At 48.6% G+C, this 17745-nt stretch carries 16 protein-coding genes; 11 read left to right on the plus strand and 5 right to left on the minus strand.

The features are described 5' to 3' along the window. The first annotated feature begins 107 nt into the window (after nt 1-107). The gene (gene crp, locus H591_RS0105530) at nt 108-752 is read left to right on the plus strand and encodes a cAMP-activated global transcriptional regulator CRP (RefSeq protein WP_022965955.1); all 645 of its coding nucleotides are present in this window, start codon (nt 108-110) and stop codon (nt 750-752) included. Nucleotides 753-813: 61 nt separating this feature from the next. Here crp and H591_RS0105535 read toward each other — a convergent pair whose 3' ends face one another. Together H591_RS0105535 and H591_RS0105540 are read right to left on the minus strand one after the other, a co-directional pair. Further along, complete coding sequence (locus tag H591_RS0105535; protein ID WP_022965956.1) at nt 814-1374, minus strand: response regulator transcription factor; 561 nt, start codon at nt 1372-1374, stop codon at nt 814-816. A gap of 14 nt (nt 1375-1388) precedes the next feature. Beyond that, nucleotides 1389-2657, minus strand: a complete 1269-nt coding sequence (locus H591_RS0105540; RefSeq protein ID WP_022965957.1) for an ATP-binding protein — start codon at nt 2655-2657, stop codon at nt 1389-1391. A 148-nt stretch (nt 2658-2805) separates the two neighbouring features. Here H591_RS0105540 and H591_RS0105545 point away from each other — a divergent pair, with 148 nt between their 5' ends. The 6 genes from H591_RS0105545 (at nt 2806) to H591_RS14925 (ending at nt 9383) form a co-directional block, all read left to right on the plus strand. Continuing rightward, on the plus strand, nt 2806-3525 hold the full coding sequence (locus H591_RS0105545) for an SIMPL domain-containing protein (protein WP_022965958.1): 720 nt from the start codon (nt 2806-2808) through the stop codon (nt 3523-3525). A 210-nt stretch (nt 3526-3735) separates the two neighbouring features. After that, a complete protein-coding gene (locus H591_RS0105550) occupies nt 3736-5958 on the plus strand; it encodes a TonB-dependent receptor domain-containing protein (protein ID WP_022965959.1) in 2223 nt (740 codons plus the stop codon). Between the two features lie 66 nt (nt 5959-6024). Next, nucleotides 6025-6624: a PepSY-associated TM helix domain-containing protein gene (locus tag H591_RS0105555; protein ID WP_022965960.1), complete on the plus strand. Its 600-nt coding sequence runs from the start codon at nt 6025-6027 to the stop codon at nt 6622-6624. Nucleotides 6625-6638: 14 nt separating this feature from the next. Then, complete coding sequence (locus H591_RS0105560) at nt 6639-7148, plus strand: DUF2271 domain-containing protein (protein ID WP_022965961.1); 510 nt, start codon at nt 6639-6641, stop codon at nt 7146-7148. 12 nt (nt 7149-7160) lie between these two features. Then, nucleotides 7161-8042 carry a DUF4198 domain-containing protein gene (locus H591_RS0105565; protein WP_022965962.1) on the plus strand — a complete coding sequence of 294 codons (882 nt, stop codon included), beginning with the start codon at nt 7161-7163 and terminating at the stop codon, nt 8040-8042. 6 nt (nt 8043-8048) lie between these two features. Further along, on the plus strand, nt 8049-9383 hold the full coding sequence (locus H591_RS14925; RefSeq protein ID WP_022965963.1) for an NADPH cytochrome P450 oxidoreductase family protein: 1335 nt from the start codon (nt 8049-8051) through the stop codon (nt 9381-9383). 15 nt (nt 9384-9398) lie between these two features. Here the strand turns inward: H591_RS14925 and H591_RS0105575 are convergent, their stop codons facing one another. The 3 genes from H591_RS0105575 to H591_RS0105585 all read right to left on the minus strand — a co-directional run bounded on the left by H591_RS0105575 (nt 9399) and on the right by H591_RS0105585 (nt 13593). Beyond that, entirely contained in the window at nt 9399-10079 is a 681-nt protein-coding gene (locus H591_RS0105575) for a Fe2+-dependent dioxygenase (RefSeq protein ID WP_028244206.1), read from the minus strand. A 52-nt stretch (nt 10080-10131) separates the two neighbouring features. Next, entirely contained in the window at nt 10132-12321 is a 2190-nt protein-coding gene (locus H591_RS0105580) for a TonB-dependent receptor (protein WP_022965965.1), read from the minus strand. Between the two features lie 108 nt (nt 12322-12429). Beyond that, entirely contained in the window at nt 12430-13593 is a 1164-nt protein-coding gene (locus H591_RS0105585) for a type III PLP-dependent enzyme (RefSeq protein WP_022965966.1), read from the minus strand. Between the two features lie 489 nt (nt 13594-14082). Between H591_RS0105585 and H591_RS0105590 the strand changes: the two genes are divergently transcribed. From H591_RS0105590 to H591_RS0105605, 4 genes are read left to right on the plus strand one after another with little or no spacing between them, the layout of a single operon-like run. Then, the gene (locus H591_RS0105590) at nt 14083-14592 is read left to right on the plus strand and encodes a hypothetical protein (RefSeq protein WP_022965967.1); all 510 of its coding nucleotides are present in this window, start codon (nt 14083-14085) and stop codon (nt 14590-14592) included. Beyond that, entirely contained in the window at nt 14585-15253 is a 669-nt protein-coding gene (locus H591_RS0105595; protein ID WP_022965968.1) for a PspA/IM30 family protein, read from the plus strand. The genes H591_RS0105590 and H591_RS0105595 overlap by 8 nt, the downstream gene beginning before the upstream one ends. Further along, a complete protein-coding gene (locus H591_RS0105600; protein WP_028244208.1) occupies nt 15253-15918 on the plus strand; it encodes a YqiJ family protein in 666 nt (221 codons plus the stop codon). Before H591_RS0105595 ends, H591_RS0105600 begins: the two co-directional genes overlap by 1 nt. A gap of 40 nt (nt 15919-15958) precedes the next feature. After that, the gene (locus H591_RS0105605; protein ID WP_022965969.1) at nt 15959-17713 is read left to right on the plus strand and encodes a flotillin family protein; all 1755 of its coding nucleotides are present in this window, start codon (nt 15959-15961) and stop codon (nt 17711-17713) included. Nucleotides 17714-17745 lie beyond the last annotated feature (32 nt).

Here is a 17745-nt window from a genome sequence, read left to right on the forward strand (position 1 = left end):
CAATAAGCAGGCTTATCTTTATGATAATTGCGGCACACTTGACAGAATAATAAAAAAATACGTCTGCCTAGCATCTTGAAGGCTTGATTCACTCTTGGGGTTATCGCATGGTTGCTATTACGCTTACACCAAAAATAAAAAACATTGACAAAATTCTTGCTCATTGCCACAAACGTCGTTACACCAGCAAAAGCACTATTATTTATGCCGGTGATCGCTGCGAATCGTTATTTTTTATTACTCAAGGTTCTGTAACAGTCTTGATCGAAGATGATGACGGCAAAGAAATGATTATTGCCTATTTAAATCCCGGTGATTTTTTTGGCGAACTAGGTCTGTTTAGCTCGGCCAATACAGATCAAGAGCGCAGTGCTTGGGTGCGCGCAAAAACCGAATGCGAAGTCGGTGAAATAAGCTACACAAAATTTCGCGAATTGACTCAGCAAGACCCAGACATGCTGTATGCCTTAGGCAATCAGATGGCTGATCGTTTACGCAACACCACTCGTAAAGTCGGCGATTTAGCTTTTTTAGATGTTACTGGTCGAGTTGCCAGAACGCTGCTTGATCTGTGCAAACAGCCTGATGCCATGACGCATCCTGACGGCATGCAAATTAAAATCACTCGCCAAGAAATCGGCCGCATTGTTGGCTGTTCACGCGAGATGGTGGGTCGTGTTTTAAAAAGCTTAGAAGAGCAAGGCTTGGTCTACGTTAAAGGCAAAACCATGGTGGTCTTTGGTACCCGTTAACCCGAGCCGCACTCTTTGCACTGCAAACGCCTGCGTAGCAATACTCAGGCGTTTTTTAGTTTTAACGGTGCACTGGGCGTTTTTGCAGTTTGCGCTGTAAAGTACGTCGATGCATGCCTAGCGCGCGCGCGGTAGCGGAAATATTGCCGTCATGGTCGGCCAAAATCCGCTGAATATGCTCCCACTGCAAGCGATCAACCGACATCGGATTTTCGGGAACCAATGTTGCTAGATCAGCATGATCTGACAGCAAAGCTGCCAACACATCATCAGCATCAGCAGGCTTGCATAAATAGTTACAAGCGCCGCGCTTAATTGCTTCAACCGCTGTGGTGATACTGGAGTAACCGGTTAGAATCAGCACCTTCATTTCGGCATCCAACTCGAGCAATTTAGGCAGCAACACCAGGCCCGAATCACCCTCCATCTTCAGATCAAGCACGGCATAGTCGGGTAAGTCATCTTTAGCCAGCGCCATGCCTTCATCTGCAGAGTTAGCAATCGACACCCGCAAGCCACGTCGTGACATGGCCCGAGCCATTACCCGAGTAAAGGTTTCATCATCATCCACCAACAGCAAATGCGGCTGCTCTTCACCTTCAAATAGGTTTTCTTCAGTCACTTGCAACTCCTCGCTTAAAGCAATGTATGCATTCGTGGCAAGCGTAACTCAGTTAGAGTTCCGCCACCGTCTTGGTTATACAACTTTACCGTACCACCGACACGAATAACGCTGATCTGGCTTAAGAAAAGTCCTAAACCAAAGCCTTTACCTTTAGTGGTAAAAAACGGCTTACCTAATTGCTCAGCAATAGCTAGCGGCACACCTGCTCCATAGTCTCGTATGGTAATAACAATCCATTGCTCATCCCAACTCAAACGAATCAACAGGTTATCCGGGCAAGCATCCGCTGCATTATTTAACAGATTAAGTAGTGCTTGAGTTAAATCCACCGGCGGCAGCAAGGTCGGCACGTCGCCAACACCTTCCAGCTGATAGCGATAGGTGGCCTCTGGGCGCATTAAATGCCAACGACTTAGCCCTGCTTCAAGCCAATGTATCACCGTTTGTTGTTCAATCGCTTGACGGCGATCCGCTTCAGCCGCGCGGACTAACTGTTGGAGCGTGCCTTTGCATAGCTTTACTTGCTCTTGCAGCAAGGCTAAATCATCTTGTAACTCTGACTCACCACGATGCTCACGGCGTAACTCATTGAGCAGCACACTCATTGTCGAAAGCGGTGTCCCTAATTCATGCGCCGCGCCTGCTGCTTGTGTGGCCACGGCGAGTAGTTGCTGATCACGCATACCGTCCTCACGTCGAGCGGCACGCAACAGATCTTGCTCACGCACAGCTTCTGACATTTTCGAGACAAAAAAGGTAATAAAAGCTGCGGATAAAGCGAAGTTCAACCACATGCCAAATAAGTGCAAGGTAATCAGCAGCTCGCCAAGTTGCTCACCAAGCAGATGTAAGGGTCGATACCAAATCAGTAACGCCGTGTAACCACTCAATGCCAAGCCGCTCAAAACAATTGAATACAACCAGGGTAAAGTGGCTGCGGCAATAGTGAGCGGTACCAAATAATAGGCGACAAAGGGGTTGGTCGAGCCTCCTACGTAATACAGCAAGCCACTGTGGATAAATAAATCCATGGCTAAATGCGCAGCAAATTCAAGCTCAGTCACCGGCCAACTGCCGCGCAAACGCAAACCGGTTAACACGCACATACTCAGCGACAAAGCCAAGAGCACAACCAGTTGTAACCAAGCCAATGACACAACACCGCTAAGGTAAGTAAAACCCAAGGTGCCGGCTTGTGCAGCAAGCACTAAAAGACGAATCCAAGTCAGCCGCCATAGATTTTGACGGCTGGCAGATAATAATTGTGTAGGCGCCAGCATATTTTCTCCTCGATGCATGTTAGAAGTATAACTGCCCAATGCCTATTCGCTGCAAGATGCGACCCATGGTCACATAAATAGCGTCTTGGAACCTAAGAACATCCACACTGTCTTTTGCTCTCTCGCACGGGATGCACATGGAGTTATTATGATTCGTTTACTACGCGCCACCCCTATCGCCTTACTCATCACAGGCCTAGCCACTAGCAGCAACCTGCTTGCTAGCGAACAAACCTATAACCAAGTTTCATTGCGCGCTGAAGCCAGCCAAGAAGTGGCCCACGACCAAATGCAAGTGACCTTTTATACAGAGGCACAAGACACTGATCCCGCGCGCTTAGCCGACATGATTACCAAAACACTCAATAGCGCCGTAGAGACGGCCCGTAAACAACCAAAAGTCAGTGTTAAACTTGGCAATCGCAGCAGCTATCCGGTACATGACAGCAAAGGACAAAAAATCACAGCGTGGCGCGAACGTGCTGAGATCCGCTTAGAAAGCACTGAGTTCTCTGAGTTATCCGCACTCACTGGCGAGCTCTTAAAGACTTTAAAAATGGCCAATATGCAATTTAGTATCGCGCCAAAAACCCGCATCAGCAGCGAAGATGCACTGCTTAAAGAAGCCATCAGCGCGTTTCAAGCCAGAGCGAAACTCGTCAGCGCCGCCTTTGGTAGCAGCCAATATAAAGTGGTTAATTTAAACCTCAACAGCAACGCTTATAACCGTCCTCCCATCTATGCTCGCTCAGCTAAAATGCTCTCATCCGTGATGGTCGATGAAAGTGCTGCAGCCCCTGAAATTGAAGCCGGCAGCACAGAAGTCAGCATCACTGCTGATGGCGTGATTGAGATCCAACTACCGTAAACTTACCCTGAGCATGCTTGTTATTTCCTATCCGCATGCTCAGCACCCCCTACTCAATCGCGGTAAAAAGAATCAACGGCAGAGCAACTTTCATCTAAAAAGGGCTAAGCTCTCAAGCTCAAGCCAATCTAAACAATAATAATTCGCATCTGTATTTACTTTACAAATAGGAATGGTTATCATGCGCGGCATTCTTATTTGGAGTTTGCTATGCGTATCCCATTTGCTTATTCATTGCTGGCGTGTTCAATACTCAGCAGCAGCCTTGCCCTTGCCAATCAATCCCCTGCACAACTGGGCTCAACCGTTGTCAGCGCCTCAGGTTTTGAGCAGAAAATCACCGATGCGCCAGCCAGTATTTCCGTGGTGAGCAACGCCGATCTGCAAAAGAAACGCTACAGCAATCTCGCTCAAGCCTTAGATGATGTTGAAGGCATCGATGTTAAACAAACCACCGGAAAAACTGGCGGCTTAAACATCAGCATGCGTGGTATGCCTAGCGATTACACACTGATTTTAATTGATGGTCGTCGCCAAAACCCAGCGGGCAGTGTGACGCCGAACGGCTTTGGCGATACATCCACCAGCTTTATGCCACCAATGTCAGCCATTGAGCGCATTGAAGTGATCCGCGGCCCAATGTCGACCCTGTATGGCTCTGACGCCATGGGCGGCATCATTAATATCATCACTAAAAAAGTTGGCACTGAGTGGACTGGTAGCGTCACCGCAGACTACACCTACCAAGAAGAGCGTGACTTCGGCGATACCGGCGGCACCAGTTTTTACAGCAGCGGCCCGCTGGTTGAGGGCTTGCTCGGCCTCAACGTACGCGGTAGTTTCTTTGATCGCCAAGCATCAGATCTAACCTACGGTAACGGCATCAATGTCAGCAAACGCGGCCCCTCGCCGGTTGAAGGGCAAAACTTCAACCTTGGCGCTCGTTTGAACTTCACTCCACAGGATAACCATGACTTTGCTTTAGATTTTGAAAAAGGTCGGCAACGATACAATAACGATGACTGCCAACTGGGTACTTTAGATGGCAAAAAAGGCGGCGACGCGATCGATGGCTGCGCTGTTAACGATGTAAGTAAAGCCAATGGTTACAGTGATGAACTCAAGTTTGAGCGCACTCAATACGCCTTAACTCATACCGGTCGTTTTGATCTGGGTACGCTAGACAGTGCGATCACCTACAACACCACCGAAACCTTTGGTCGCACCATTCCTGGCACCATTGGCACAGGTTACGTCGGCTTTCCTGACATTGTTGGCGGCGATAAACGCACCTTAAAATCCACTGATTTAGTTGTCGACACTAAGTTTGTCACAGCGCTTACCGACAATACGGTCAGCACTCTTGGCGGCCAGTACTGGGATGCTGAATTGGAAGACGGCATCGCCACCAAGAAGTTTAAGCAAGAGGCAGCTGCTGTCTTTGCCGAAAACGAATGGCACATGACCGATGATCTAGCTCTGACGTTGGGCGCGCGCTATGACCGCCACCAAGCATTTGGCGGCCATACCAGTCCACGTGCGTACTTAGTCTGGAACACCAATGATAATTGGACACTGAAAGGCGGCGTGAGCAAAGGCTATAAGACTCCAAGTTTGAATGATCTACACAGTGGTATTAACGGTGTGACCGGACAAGGTAAAACCACCACAATCGGCAACCCCAACTTAAAGCCAGAAACCAGTACCAGCACTGAGTTTGGCGTATATTTTGATAACCTTACCGGTTTTAATGCCAACGCCACAATTTTCCATAACAAATTTAAAGATAAAATCGCCACCGGCAATCCCATTATCGATCCACTCTGCGCCGGTAATACGGGCGGCGAGTGCTCTCAAAAAATTAACGTTGATGAAGCCATTACCCAAGGTTTTGAACTGGCAGGTCGCTGGCAATTCGCTGATGCTTGGAGCATCAACGCCAACTACACCTTTACTGACAGCGAGCAGAAAAGCGGCACAGATAAGGGCGAACCTTTAACCAATACACCGAAGCACTTGGCTAACGCCAGCTTAAATTGGGCCACCACAGACAAGCTTAATTTGTGGCTGAAAAGTGAATACCGCGGCGAACGCGCACGTTTCACCTCAAAATACGCCAACCTTGCCAACGCCAATGGCAGTTACTCCACCAGCCAGTCTATTTATCAAAATCTTGGCAAGAACATGCAAGCTTATACCTTGTTCCACTTAGGCGGTTCATATCAAGCCACTGAAGAATTGACTCTCAACGCCACCATCTACAACCTGCTCAATAAAGACTTTGTTAAAGGCAAAAGTTACGCCACCTACAGCAATGCTGGCGTCGCTAACGGTATCGCTTACGGCACAGACTACACGCACTCCACTTCAGGCTCTTCAGGCACCATTGAAGAAGGCCGTCGCCTATGGATGTCAGCCACCTACGCGTTCTAACTTTCCACTCGTTTAAACACCACTCGCATTCAACATGCGCGGGTGGTGTTTGCATCAGGTCTCCTTATGCGTCCTCCTGTTTGGCTCGGCACACTTCGGCAATGGCACTGGATCAGCTCGGCACTGTGCTTAGCTGGCATGCTGCTGTTTGCCGTCACCGGCATAACTCTAAATCACGCCAACCAAATTAGTGCTAAACCGCACATCGTTACCCTCGACAGCGCCTTACCAAAGCCATTACTCGCAGAACTGCAACTCGCCGCAACACAACAACACATACCCCCATCGACACAGCAATGGATTGAGCAACAACTGCAGCGCTCAATCAATCCAAGCCTTGTGGAATGGCCGGCTGATGAGCTGTATCTGGCCTTACCGCGCCCTGGCGGAGATGGTTGGTTCAGTCTTGATTTGGACACTGGTGATTTTCTCTATGAAAGCACCGATCGCGGCTGGATCGCTTATTTAAACGACCTCCATAAAGGCCGTAACACCGGCGAAGCATGGTCTTGGTTTATTGATATTTTTGCTGGTATTTGCGTGGTGTTTAGCTTCACCGGTCTGTGGCTATTAACGCGGCAAACTAAGATGCGCCCAAGCACTTGGCCGGTCACCTTGGCTGGCTTGGTAATCCCACTACTGATCATGCTGTTATTTATTCATTAAAGAAGGATCGCTCCATGCTTAAACACGCTCTTGCTGTGTGCGCTTTAGCAACCAGTCTGTCGGTTAGCGCTGCGGACTTACAGATTGAGATCGAAATACCTCGCCTCGATGTTGCGGAATATCACCGCCCTTACGTTGCGCTGTGGATTGAACAAGACAATCAGCATATTACCGACTTAAATGTTTGGTATGACCTGAAAATGAAAAACAACGAGGGAGAAAAATGGCTCAAAGATATGCGCCAATGGTGGCGGCGCAGCGGTCGCAGCCTTGAGTTGCCCGTCGATGGTGTCAGCGCTGCCACCCGTGCCGTGGGCACACACACAGTCAACTTTAGCCGTGACAGCGCTGCTTTAAAGCCACTCAAAGCGGGCAACTATGAGCTGCTGGTTGAGGCCGCTCGCGAAGTTGGCGGTCGTGAAATTCTGCGTATCCCCTTTAGCTGGCCAGCACAGCAAACGCAAGTCGCTCGCGCACAAGGTAGCTCCGAGCTTGGTCGTATCACCCTCACCGTCAATCCTTAAGGAACCCACAGTATGAAACCTATGTTTAAATGGACCGCACTGGCGTTAGCCTTATGTTTACCACTCAGCGCTAACGCTCACCGTGCCTGGATGCTGCCTTCCGCCACGGTACTCTCCGGCGAAGAGCCTTGGATTACCGTGGATGCCGCGGTATCCAATGATATTTTCTATTTTGAGCACTTTCCGCTACAAATTGAGGGCGTCGGTGAACCCTTGGTAATGCCTGGACAAAACCCCGCGGCTAAAGCTCCTGCACACCCACGTGCACAACTGCAGATTTTTCGCCCAGACGGCAGCTTAGCGCAGCCGCAATTTGGCAATACTGGCCGCTATCGCAGCACCTTCGACGTTCAGCTAAATCAGAAAGGCACTTGGAAACTGGCAATTGCCAACCATGGTTTACTTGCCCGTTATAAAGAAAATGGCGAAATGAAGCGCTGGTCAGGCCAAGCAGCAGATTTTGCCAAACACGTGCCCAAAGACGCAGAACAGCTACAAGTCACTGAAACGTCCAGCCGCATGGAAGTTTTTGTCACTTCAGGGCAACCCTCTGAGCACGTGCTGCAACCGACTAACAACGGCTTAGAGCTGGTGGCAAACACCCACCCCAATGACCTCTTTGCCGGTGAAGCAGCAAAATTTACTTTCCTGCTCGATGGTAAACCCGCGGCGGATTTAAAAGTCACGGTGATTGCTGCAGGGATTCGCTATCGCGATGAACTCAATGACATGCAGCTGACGACCGACAAAGATGGCGCAGTTTCCATCACTTGGCCACAGGCTGGTATGTATTGGCTCGAAGCGATCAGCAGCCAGCCGATCAAAAACCCTGCATCGCCGGCAAGCCAAAAACGCGCCAGCTACACCGCTACACTTGAAGTGTTAGCGCCGTAAGCAGGCATGTTTGAGATCGTTGCTGACAGTAGCCGCCAGCTCATTGCTGCTGGCGTGCTACTGAGTTATTGCGCATGCTGCATTGGGTCTTGGCGTGGTTATCGCGCCAAGCAACGCAGCATTTCTCACGCGACAGGAGATCGGCTCATTGTCTGGGCCAGCCAAAGTGGTAACGCCCAGCAGCTTGCTCAGCAACTGCAGCAACAACTCAGCCAAGCGGGCAAACCTGCAGGCTGTTTAGCGCTAGAACAGCTCAGTAGCAGCCTGCTACAAAAAAGCACAGAAATCATTTTTATCGTCAGCACCTTCGGCGAGGGTGAAGCGCCTGAACATGCACGCTTTTTTTTAAAAAAACTAACCGTCGAGTGCAGTCTTCAGCATTTAAAGATTCATGTACTGGGGTTGGGTGATCGCCGTTACCCTGAATTTTGTAAGTTTGCTGAGCAACTGCAAGCCCGCTTAATCGCACAGGGTGCCACACTCAGCTTACCCTTGATGACAGTGGACAATATGCAAGCAGAGCAGCTGGCACACTGGCAGCAGTGTATGGCTGCACACTTTGCCATCGACGCTATTGCAGCGAGCCAATACCAACCCTCTTGGTTTCATGCCACTCTGCTCGAGCGCCAGCATCTCAATCCGTACAGCAACAGCCCAGGTCTTTATAAACTGCGTTTTCAAACCGCGTACTGTGACTGGCAAGCTGGCGATACTGTGCGGGTTCATCCCTTCAATAATCCAGCGTTTAGCACCCGTGAATACTCCATTGCATCGAGCGCAGCCAGTGGCTATTTAGAACTGATTGTGCGTCTTAACTACGATGCCAAACAAACGCCGGGGCAATGCTCAGGCTGGCTCTGTACAGCACTTAACATTAACGACAGTATTGTTTTTAGTCGCTGCACTAAACCTAACTTTCACGCTACAGCGCACGACAAACCGGCGATTTTTATTGGCGCTGGCAGCGGTTTAGCTGGCTTAAGAGCACACCTTGCCGAACGACCAAAGTTAAGCCAAAACTGGCTCATTTTAGGTGAGCGTTGCCCGCGCACTGATCGACTGCTGCCTGAAGAATTACACCAATGGCAACGCAGTCAGCACCTCACTTATCTTGATTACGCGTTTTCCCGCGATGCAAACACACCGCGTTATGTGCAAGATTATCTAGTTGAGCAGCAACAGCGTTTAATCAGCTGGCTCGAGCAAGGAGCGACAATTTATGTTTGCGGTCGCTTGCAAGGGATGGGGCGTGGTGTGCAAGAAACCTTGACGCAGTTGCTCGGTGCAGAGCAGCTGCAGAGCTTGCAGCAACAAGGACGTTATCGTACTGATCTATATTGAGATGGGCTGTGGAGCTTAACGTGCCCAGCGTCTGAGCAAATTATGGTACACACCGGTCAGCTGCACACTGGTGGCATGGCCGACACCGAGCGCTTGATTGACTTCTTGAATACTGGTGTCCAGATCAAACAGCAAACTGCGCTGCGCATCTTCACGAATCAGGCTCTGTAGCCAAAAAAACGAGCAGACTCGCTGGCCACGCGTGATCGGCATCACCTGATGCAAGCTGCTTGATGGATACAGAATCATATCGCCAGCCGGTAACTTCACACTGTGCGCACCGTAAGTGTCTTCCACCACCAGTTCACCGCCATCGTATTCATCCGGCTCGCTAAAAAACAAAGTCGCCGATAAATCTGTACGCACTTTTTGCCCAGTGCGGGGATCAGTGCGAATGGCGTTATCGACATGAATACCAAAACCTTGGCCTGCTTGATAACAGTTAAATAGCGGTGGAAAAATCGTCTCAGGTAAAGCTGCTGAGATAAATAATGGATTACTCTGCAGCGCCTGCACAATCAGTGCACCAATATTGATCGCAATAGCGGAGTCTTGCGCGAGCTGTAAATTGTTTTTTGCCATTGCCGACTGAAAGCCCGCGGTGACGTTACCGTCCTGCCAACTGGCTTGTGCCAATAACTGGCGACAGTCTTGCACCTGCTGCGCGGTTAGTACATTAGGGATATGTAGCATCATAATTTTCATCTCAAAACGCCCTCTACGCGCAAAGCCTAGAGGGCGAGTTAGCTTAGAACTTATACGTAGTGGATAAAATCACATTACGCCCATCACCAAACTCAACAGCTGATGAACGTGAATCAGCCCCTGCGTTTTGGCGTACACGTTCAACATAGTCTTTATCGAAGATGTTATTCATATTGAGCTGCACATTGAGCTGGTCATTGACTTGATAAGCGACCAAAGCATTGTGCACCCAGTACTCAGCTAGTTTGGCGCTATCCGCCGAAGTGACATTACGCTGACTGACATAACGGCTACCATAACCCACTTGCCAGCCTTGTGGTAAATCGTAGGTGGTCCACAAGTTGAATGAGTGCGGCGGTGTATTGGCTAAGGCTTGGCCTTTTTTCTTCGCATCATTGGACTTGGTGGTTTCACTGCTTAAATAGGTGTAGTTAGCATAGACCTTCCAGTCGTCAGTCACTTTACCCGTGGCAGCTAACTCCACACCTTGCACGCGCTGCTCACCAGCAAGACGATAAGAGCCATCAGCGAGCTGTTCACGCGCATTGGTTTTTTCCACACGGAAAATCGCACCGTCCAACTCTAAAGCGCTGTTGAAGAAGGTCCACTTGGTCCCCAGCTCGAGTGTGCGGTTTTTCTCTGAGGACAAATCAGCCGTTGCATTACTAACACCTGAACCCATCGACGTTAAAAACTCAGCAGATGGGTTAAAAGAAGTACCATAGGCCACATAAATTCGACCATTATCCGCAGGCTTGTAAACTAAACCGGCACGGCCACTGAGTTTTTTGTCTTCAGTGCGATACTTCTCATATTTTCCAGTATTAACTGTAGTTTTTTCATAGTCGCCATTGAGCCAGTCATAGCGTAAGCCCAAATTGATATCCCATTGTGGCGTTAAGCTAATGGTATCAAAGGCATACACAGCTTTATTGGTCAGATGAGTCTCGGTGTTATCCAAAGAGGTGCGCTGCGCGGGACCAGCGTAATAGCCTGGAGGATTGTATAAGTCATAATCAATGCCAGTAAAATCAAAGGCGTGGTTGTAAGCTTCGCGCTCGTAGGTTTCGCGGGAGATTTCGCCACCGGCCACCCAACTGTGCTGCATGCCTAATAATTTATTCTCACCAATCAAACTCAGCTGATTGATCCACATTTGTGACTCGACATCGCGACCATAACCTTGTGGGCCGGCTGGTTTATAACGGCCTGGCGGTAAGCCAGTCACATTGACATGCGCAGCAGAAATCACGGTATCGCGATCAATCCGGCTGTAGCGGGTTAAGTTCTGCACTTGCAGTGTATCGCTGATATCGTGCTCAAATTTAACCGTGAAAGCGTCGCTAGTGATTTCTTCTTTATCAAAGTTGCGAAAACCAAAATAATCATCACGACTGACACCAGACAGCTTTTTACCGTCGCGCGCTGGCACACCGTAGTCGGGCAAGTTGTCGTCGACCTGATGGAAATAGCTCAGCGTTAAGCGCGTGGCGTCACTCAGACCAAACAACACCGATGGCGCAATGCCCCAACGTTTACGGTCAATGTCATCACGGCCTGGCACATCATTTTCGTGTGCCATTAAATTTAAACGAAACGCACTGCCAGTGCCCACGCCTTCTAAGCGCTGATTGGCATCCAGAGTCATGCGGTGATAACCATCGGTACCTAAGGATGCTCCGAGTTCAGCAAAATTACGCTGCTTAGGCGCTTTACTGGCTTGGTTGATGCTACCACCGGTAGTACCGCTGCCACCAAATACTGAGTTAGGGCCTTTAATTACCTCAACGGCTTCAATATTAAAGGTGTCAGTGCGATTGGTTTGTGTACTGTCGCGTAGGCCATCAATTTGCATATTGGCATTGGCGCTAAAGCCACGAATATTGATGCTGTCACCTGAACCACCACCCCCCTCACCGGCATTGAAGGTGATACCTGAGACGTTGCTCAGGACTTGGCGCAAGCTCAGTGCTTGCTGCTCTTTAATCACTTCAGCAGGAATAACCTGAATGGTTTGTGGCGTATCAAAAAGCGGTGCAGTGTTTTTCACCGAAACCGAATGCGTGCTGCGATAAGCAGGTGTTTCACCGACGACAGTTTGTGAATCCAGCTCAACTGCCGATGTGGATTCTTGGGCAACTGAGATATGGCTGGCGGAAGCAAGCGCAATACCAACAGCCGTCACCAACAAAGAACGCGGTTGTTTTTTTGAAGAAACGATTGATGCAGGCAAGGGAAATCCTCCTCTTTATGGGAGGAGGAATCCTAAATGATAACGATTATCATTGCTATTGTTTTATTGATATATATCAACTCACTTTTGTTATATCAACCGTAGCTCTTACAAGTAATAGGATTTCAACGGCGGAAAACCATTGAATTCAACCGCACTGTAGCTGGTGGTGTAAGCACCTGTTGATAACCAATAGAGCCGATCTTCACTGGCTAAGTTCAACGGCAAGCCGTATTTGTAGTTCTCGTACATAATATCGGCGCTGTCACAGGTAGGGCCGGCAATCACCACATCTTCCAGCTCGCCCTGCTTTTCAGTCCAGATCGGGAACTTAATCGACTCGTCCATGGTTTCAATCAAGCCTGAGAACTTACCTACATCAGTAAATACCCAACGCTCAACCGCGGTACGCGATTTACGTGAAACCAGCACCACTTCACTGACCAAAATACCGGCGTTAGCAATCAACGAACGACCTGGCTCAAGAATAATCTCTGGTAAATCATCACCGAAGTCTTCTTTTAAGAAGCGCGTGATTTCTTCAGCGTAGGCTTGCAAGGTATTGGTTTTGTTTAAATAGTTAGCTGGAAAACCGCCGCCCATATTGATCATTTGCAAGCGAATACCATCTTCATTGAGCAGGCGCTCAAAAATGATTTTCACTTTACCAATCGCTGCATCCCAAGATCCAATTTCACGCTGCTGTGAACCTACATGAAAGGATACGCCGTAAGGAATTAAGCCCAGCTCACGGGATAACACCAGCAGATCCATGGCCATATCGGTTTGGCAGCCAAACTTACGCGACAACGGCCAATCCGCTGAGCCTGAGCCTTCAGTCAGAATACGCACATAGACTTTTGAGCCAGGAGCGGCTTTGGCGATATTGCGTAAATCCGCTTCTGAGTCAGTGGCAAACATGCGCACACCTTTCTCATAGAAATAGCGAATATCACGGGCTTTTTTAATGGTGTTACCAAAGCTGATTTGCTCAGGCTTCACACCACACGACATCACCTTATCGAGCTCATAGATCGAGGCAATATCAAAGTTAGAACCTTTGTTTTTCAGCAACTCAGTAATTTCGACCGCTGGATTGGCTTTCACTGCGTAATAAATTTTCGCGAAAGGAAAATTCTCAGCAATTTCATCGTAAGCGCGTGCGATGGTTGCGGTATCAATCACTACAAATGGAGTTTCATGCTGGTCAGCAAACGCCTTCATTTTTTTAAATGTATCAGGCGCGAAGTAATCTTCCACTTTAATGGACATAGGGGGACTCCTCTCCGGGTCATGGCAAAATCAAGAAAATAAGGGATTAAATCTGAACGCTGAATCCGTTTCCCCACTTTGGTTCGCCTACTTCCCAAGGCATGTCGCCGAGGATTTATAGCGTTAAGCGCTATCAACCTCTCGTCGTCAGTACTTGAGCCGGATGGATCGTTTCAGCATGAGCGTTCTAGCCGCGCACTTTAGGGCTATGACTCATCGATAGCAACCTTAAAAAGAGTATTTTAAGATCAATTCGCTATAAGCATTTTAAATATTTATTTAATCAGCGATAAAAAAATCAAAAAATAACTGACGACCCGACCTATTCAGTTTTGTATATCCACGCAGACACGCCACTTTAAGCGGCTAAAGTCGCTACAAAACCACCAAACCCGGAGAACGCTAAGCCCATCACATTCTGCTTATTTACTTATGTATTCATTTGAATACAATGACGCCAACCATCGCTAAATAACTCTGGAGAGTCATGTGAGTGGCAAGACCATACCTTTTAGTGCCCGCATTAGTGTTGAAGATGCCGAGTTTATTAGCACGCTAGAGTTTGACGGTGCGCGTACACCCTCCGAGAAACTACGAGGACTGCTTGCAGAAACTCGACGCCAACAAAGTAGTTGTGAGGACTATGCGCAAAATCTCAGTCAAGCCCAAGAGCTGTTTGGCAAAATGAAGCATCAACTACTGGTACGCCAGCAATCTCTGAATTACCTGCCTGATGCAACTTTACGTGTACTTGATACGTTGCCTGACCTGTTTGCTAGCCTGCAAACCTTAACGGCACGCAGCGCCAACTTAAGTACACAAGAACTGCAAGCAGCCGATGCAGACATGCTTGATAAAATTTTTTATCTCAATGCGTTACTGCTGCCTTTAGCAATCACCAGTCAGCACACATCACACACAAAACAAAAAACCGCATTCGATTTAGCGACACTGTTGCATGAGTACAAACAAAATCACATGGAGAAGAAGCATGAATGAAAGCATAACGAGTCGAGTTGCTCGACTGATGAGTGGCAGCGTCAATGCATTAGTTGATGCTGTTGAAAATGCATCACCAGAACTGGTTATGGAGCAAGCTATTCGTGAAGTCGACTCAGCAATCGCTGATACACAAGCTGAGTTGGGCCAGCAAATAGCGCAGAAGCATTTAGCTAGCAAAAAACTGATTGAAGAAAACAATCGCTATGAAGTTTTAGCTGAGCAACTGCATATCGCCGTAGCCAATAGCCGCGATGATTTAGCCGAAGCTGGCATCGCCGAACAAATCGACATTGAAGCGCGGATGCCTGTGCTCGAACTCAGCATTGCCAACGCTACTGCTAGAGAAAAAGAACTGGAAGGTTTTATTCAAGCGCTACAAGCGAAAAAGCGCGAAATGAAGTCTGAATTAAACGCCTTTCTACAAACACGCGCCGCATCTGTAAGTGCAACCAGTGTTGCCAGCAAGCAAGGCGATAGCGCAGCCGATAAAGCCAACCGTGCAGGTGCAAGCTTTGACCGTGTGCTTGAAAAAGCCACAGGTATTGCCGGGCGCGATGTGTCGCTGACCAGCGCCAGCAAACTTGCCGAACTGGACGAACTCGCCCGTCACAACAGAATTGCCGAACGTTTAGCTGCTCTTAAAGCAGAGCAAAGCTAATGTTTGCGATGATGCTGGCCAGTGAAAACATCGCTTTTAGTGCGGCATTACTGTTAATGCTGATGATTGCACTACTAGAAGGCGTAGGCATGCTGTTCGGTCTTGGTATATCAAACCTTCTCGAAAGTGTGCTGCCTGAAACTGATTTTTCACCTCATGCAGAAGTTGCACAACTGGATGCGCAATCGGCTTTGAGCCGCTTTCTTGGCTGGTTGCGGGTCGGTCAAGTGCCATTGCTGATGCTATTGATGGTGTTTCTGCTGTGCTTTGGCTTACTTGGTCTGATCGTACAAAACATCTTGCATGAGCTGAGCGGATGGTTAGCACCGGGCTGGATTGCTGCACCATTGATCATGCTCTTGAGTTTGCCGCTCGTGCGCGCCTGTGGCGGACTGCTGCAATGGCTCATGCCCAAAGATGAAACCACCGCGGTCAGCTCAGAAAGCTTAATCGGACGCATCGCGACAATCACCTTAGGCACCGCAGCCTATGGATACCCGGCAGAAGCTCGGGTCAAAGATCAGCATGGCTACAGCCATTACATTCAACTTGAGCCTGATGATGCTAGCCATGTATTCGAGCAAGGCACTGCTGTTTTAGTACTCTCACGTGAAGGCGCCATTTATCGCGGCATACGCAACTCCTACCCTCACTTAACCGAATAAAAATACAACCTATATATCTAAACGGACTAGGATTTTAAACATGCTCAACAGCAACTTAATCAATATCGCAATCATTGCCGGCTCGGTGCTTATCACTTTGTTGGCGCTAGGTTTAATCCTAGCCAGACTCTATAAACGCGCCTCTAAAGAAGTATCATTTGTGCGCACCGGATTTAATGGCGAAAAAGTCATTATGAATGGTGGTGCCATTGTTCTACCGGTGTTGCATGAAATCATCCCAGTAAACATGAACACCTTACGTCTTGAGGTGCGCCGCGCTAATGAGCAGGCATTGATCACCCGCGATCGTATGCGCGCTGACGTCACCGCAGAGTTTTATGTTCGCGTTAAACCCACCACAGAATCTATCGCTAATGCCGCGCAAACTCTGGGTTTAAAAACCATGAATCCACACGAGCTTAAAGAGCTGGTGGAAGGTAAGTTTGTTGATGCTTTACGCTCTGTCGCTGCAGAAATGGCAATGGAAGAGCTGCATGAGAAGCGCGTCGATTTCGTGCAAAAAGTGCAGCATGTGGTATCTGAAGATCTATTAAAAAACGGCTTAGAGTTGGAATCTGTTTCCCTGACAGGCTTAGATCAAACCGCATTTGAGCATTTTAATCCACAAAATGCTTTCGATGCTGAAGGTCTCACCAAACTCACCCAAGCCATTGAATCACGTCGTAAAATTCGCAACGATATTGAGCAAGAAACTGACTTAGCCATCAAAACAAAAAACTTAGAAGCTGAACGTAGCAAACTGAATATTTTGCGTGAAGAAGAATATGCGCGTTTAGAACAAGAGCGCGAGGTGTCTATCCGTCGCGCGTCACAAATGGCAGAAATCGCCAGTGAACAGGCCGAGAAAAAGCGCTCTGCAGAAGAAGCGCAAATTGCTGCACAACGTGAGGTCGACTTAAAGCGAATCCTTTCAGATCGAGATATTGACACCGAAACCATTCAAAAAGAACGCACTGTTCGCGAAATGGAAATTGCTAAACAGCGCGCTGTAGAAGAAGCTGAAATTAGCCGACAAAAAGCCGTCGAATTGGCCTCTCAGGACAAATCCATCGCCATCGCAGAAAAGTCGCGTGCAGAGTCTGAGGCTAAAGCTGAAGCCGATAAAGCAAGAGCTTTAGCGGTACAGCAAGAAGAAGCGGTAATTACCGTACGTCAAACTGAACAAGCCGAGCGTGCCAAACAAGTCGAGCTGATTATGGCGCGGCAAATGGCTGAAAAAGAAGCAATTAAACTGGTGGTCAATGCCGAGTCAGAGAAGAAAGCGGCCGAAGACCAAGCTGAAGCGGTGCGGGTTAACGCACAAGGTCAAGCCGATAAACAGCGCTTAAGTGCCCAGGGACAGGCCGATGCAGAAGTGCTACTGGCGGATGCCAAAGAGCGCAGCTATAAAGTTGAAGCAGAAGGTAAGAAAGCCATTAACGATGCGGCCAATATGCTCTCTCCTGAGCAGATCGCGATGCAAGTGCGCATGGCGCTGATTCAGCACCTACCAGAAATCATTGCGCAAAGCGTTAAGCCAATGGAGCAGATCAGTGACATCAAGATTTTGCACGTCAATGGTTTGGGACAAAATGGCGCTGCAGACGGTAACAACACAGGTACGGCGACAGAACCCGCCAACAGCGGTTCGCTAGCTGACCAAGTGGTAAGCAGTGCGCTTAGATATCGCGCACAAGCACCAATCCTAGATTCATTGCTGTCAGAAATCGGCCTCAAAGGTGCTGATATCAACGGCATGGCAGAAGCGATGAATAAACCGACTGCGCTGAACTAAAACAGCTCTAAAGCTTATCGTTTTTGTACGTG

Source organism: Denitrificimonas caeni DSM 24390 (genome assembly GCF_000421765.1).
Classification (GTDB): domain Bacteria; phylum Pseudomonadota; class Gammaproteobacteria; order Pseudomonadales; family Pseudomonadaceae; genus Denitrificimonas; species Denitrificimonas caeni.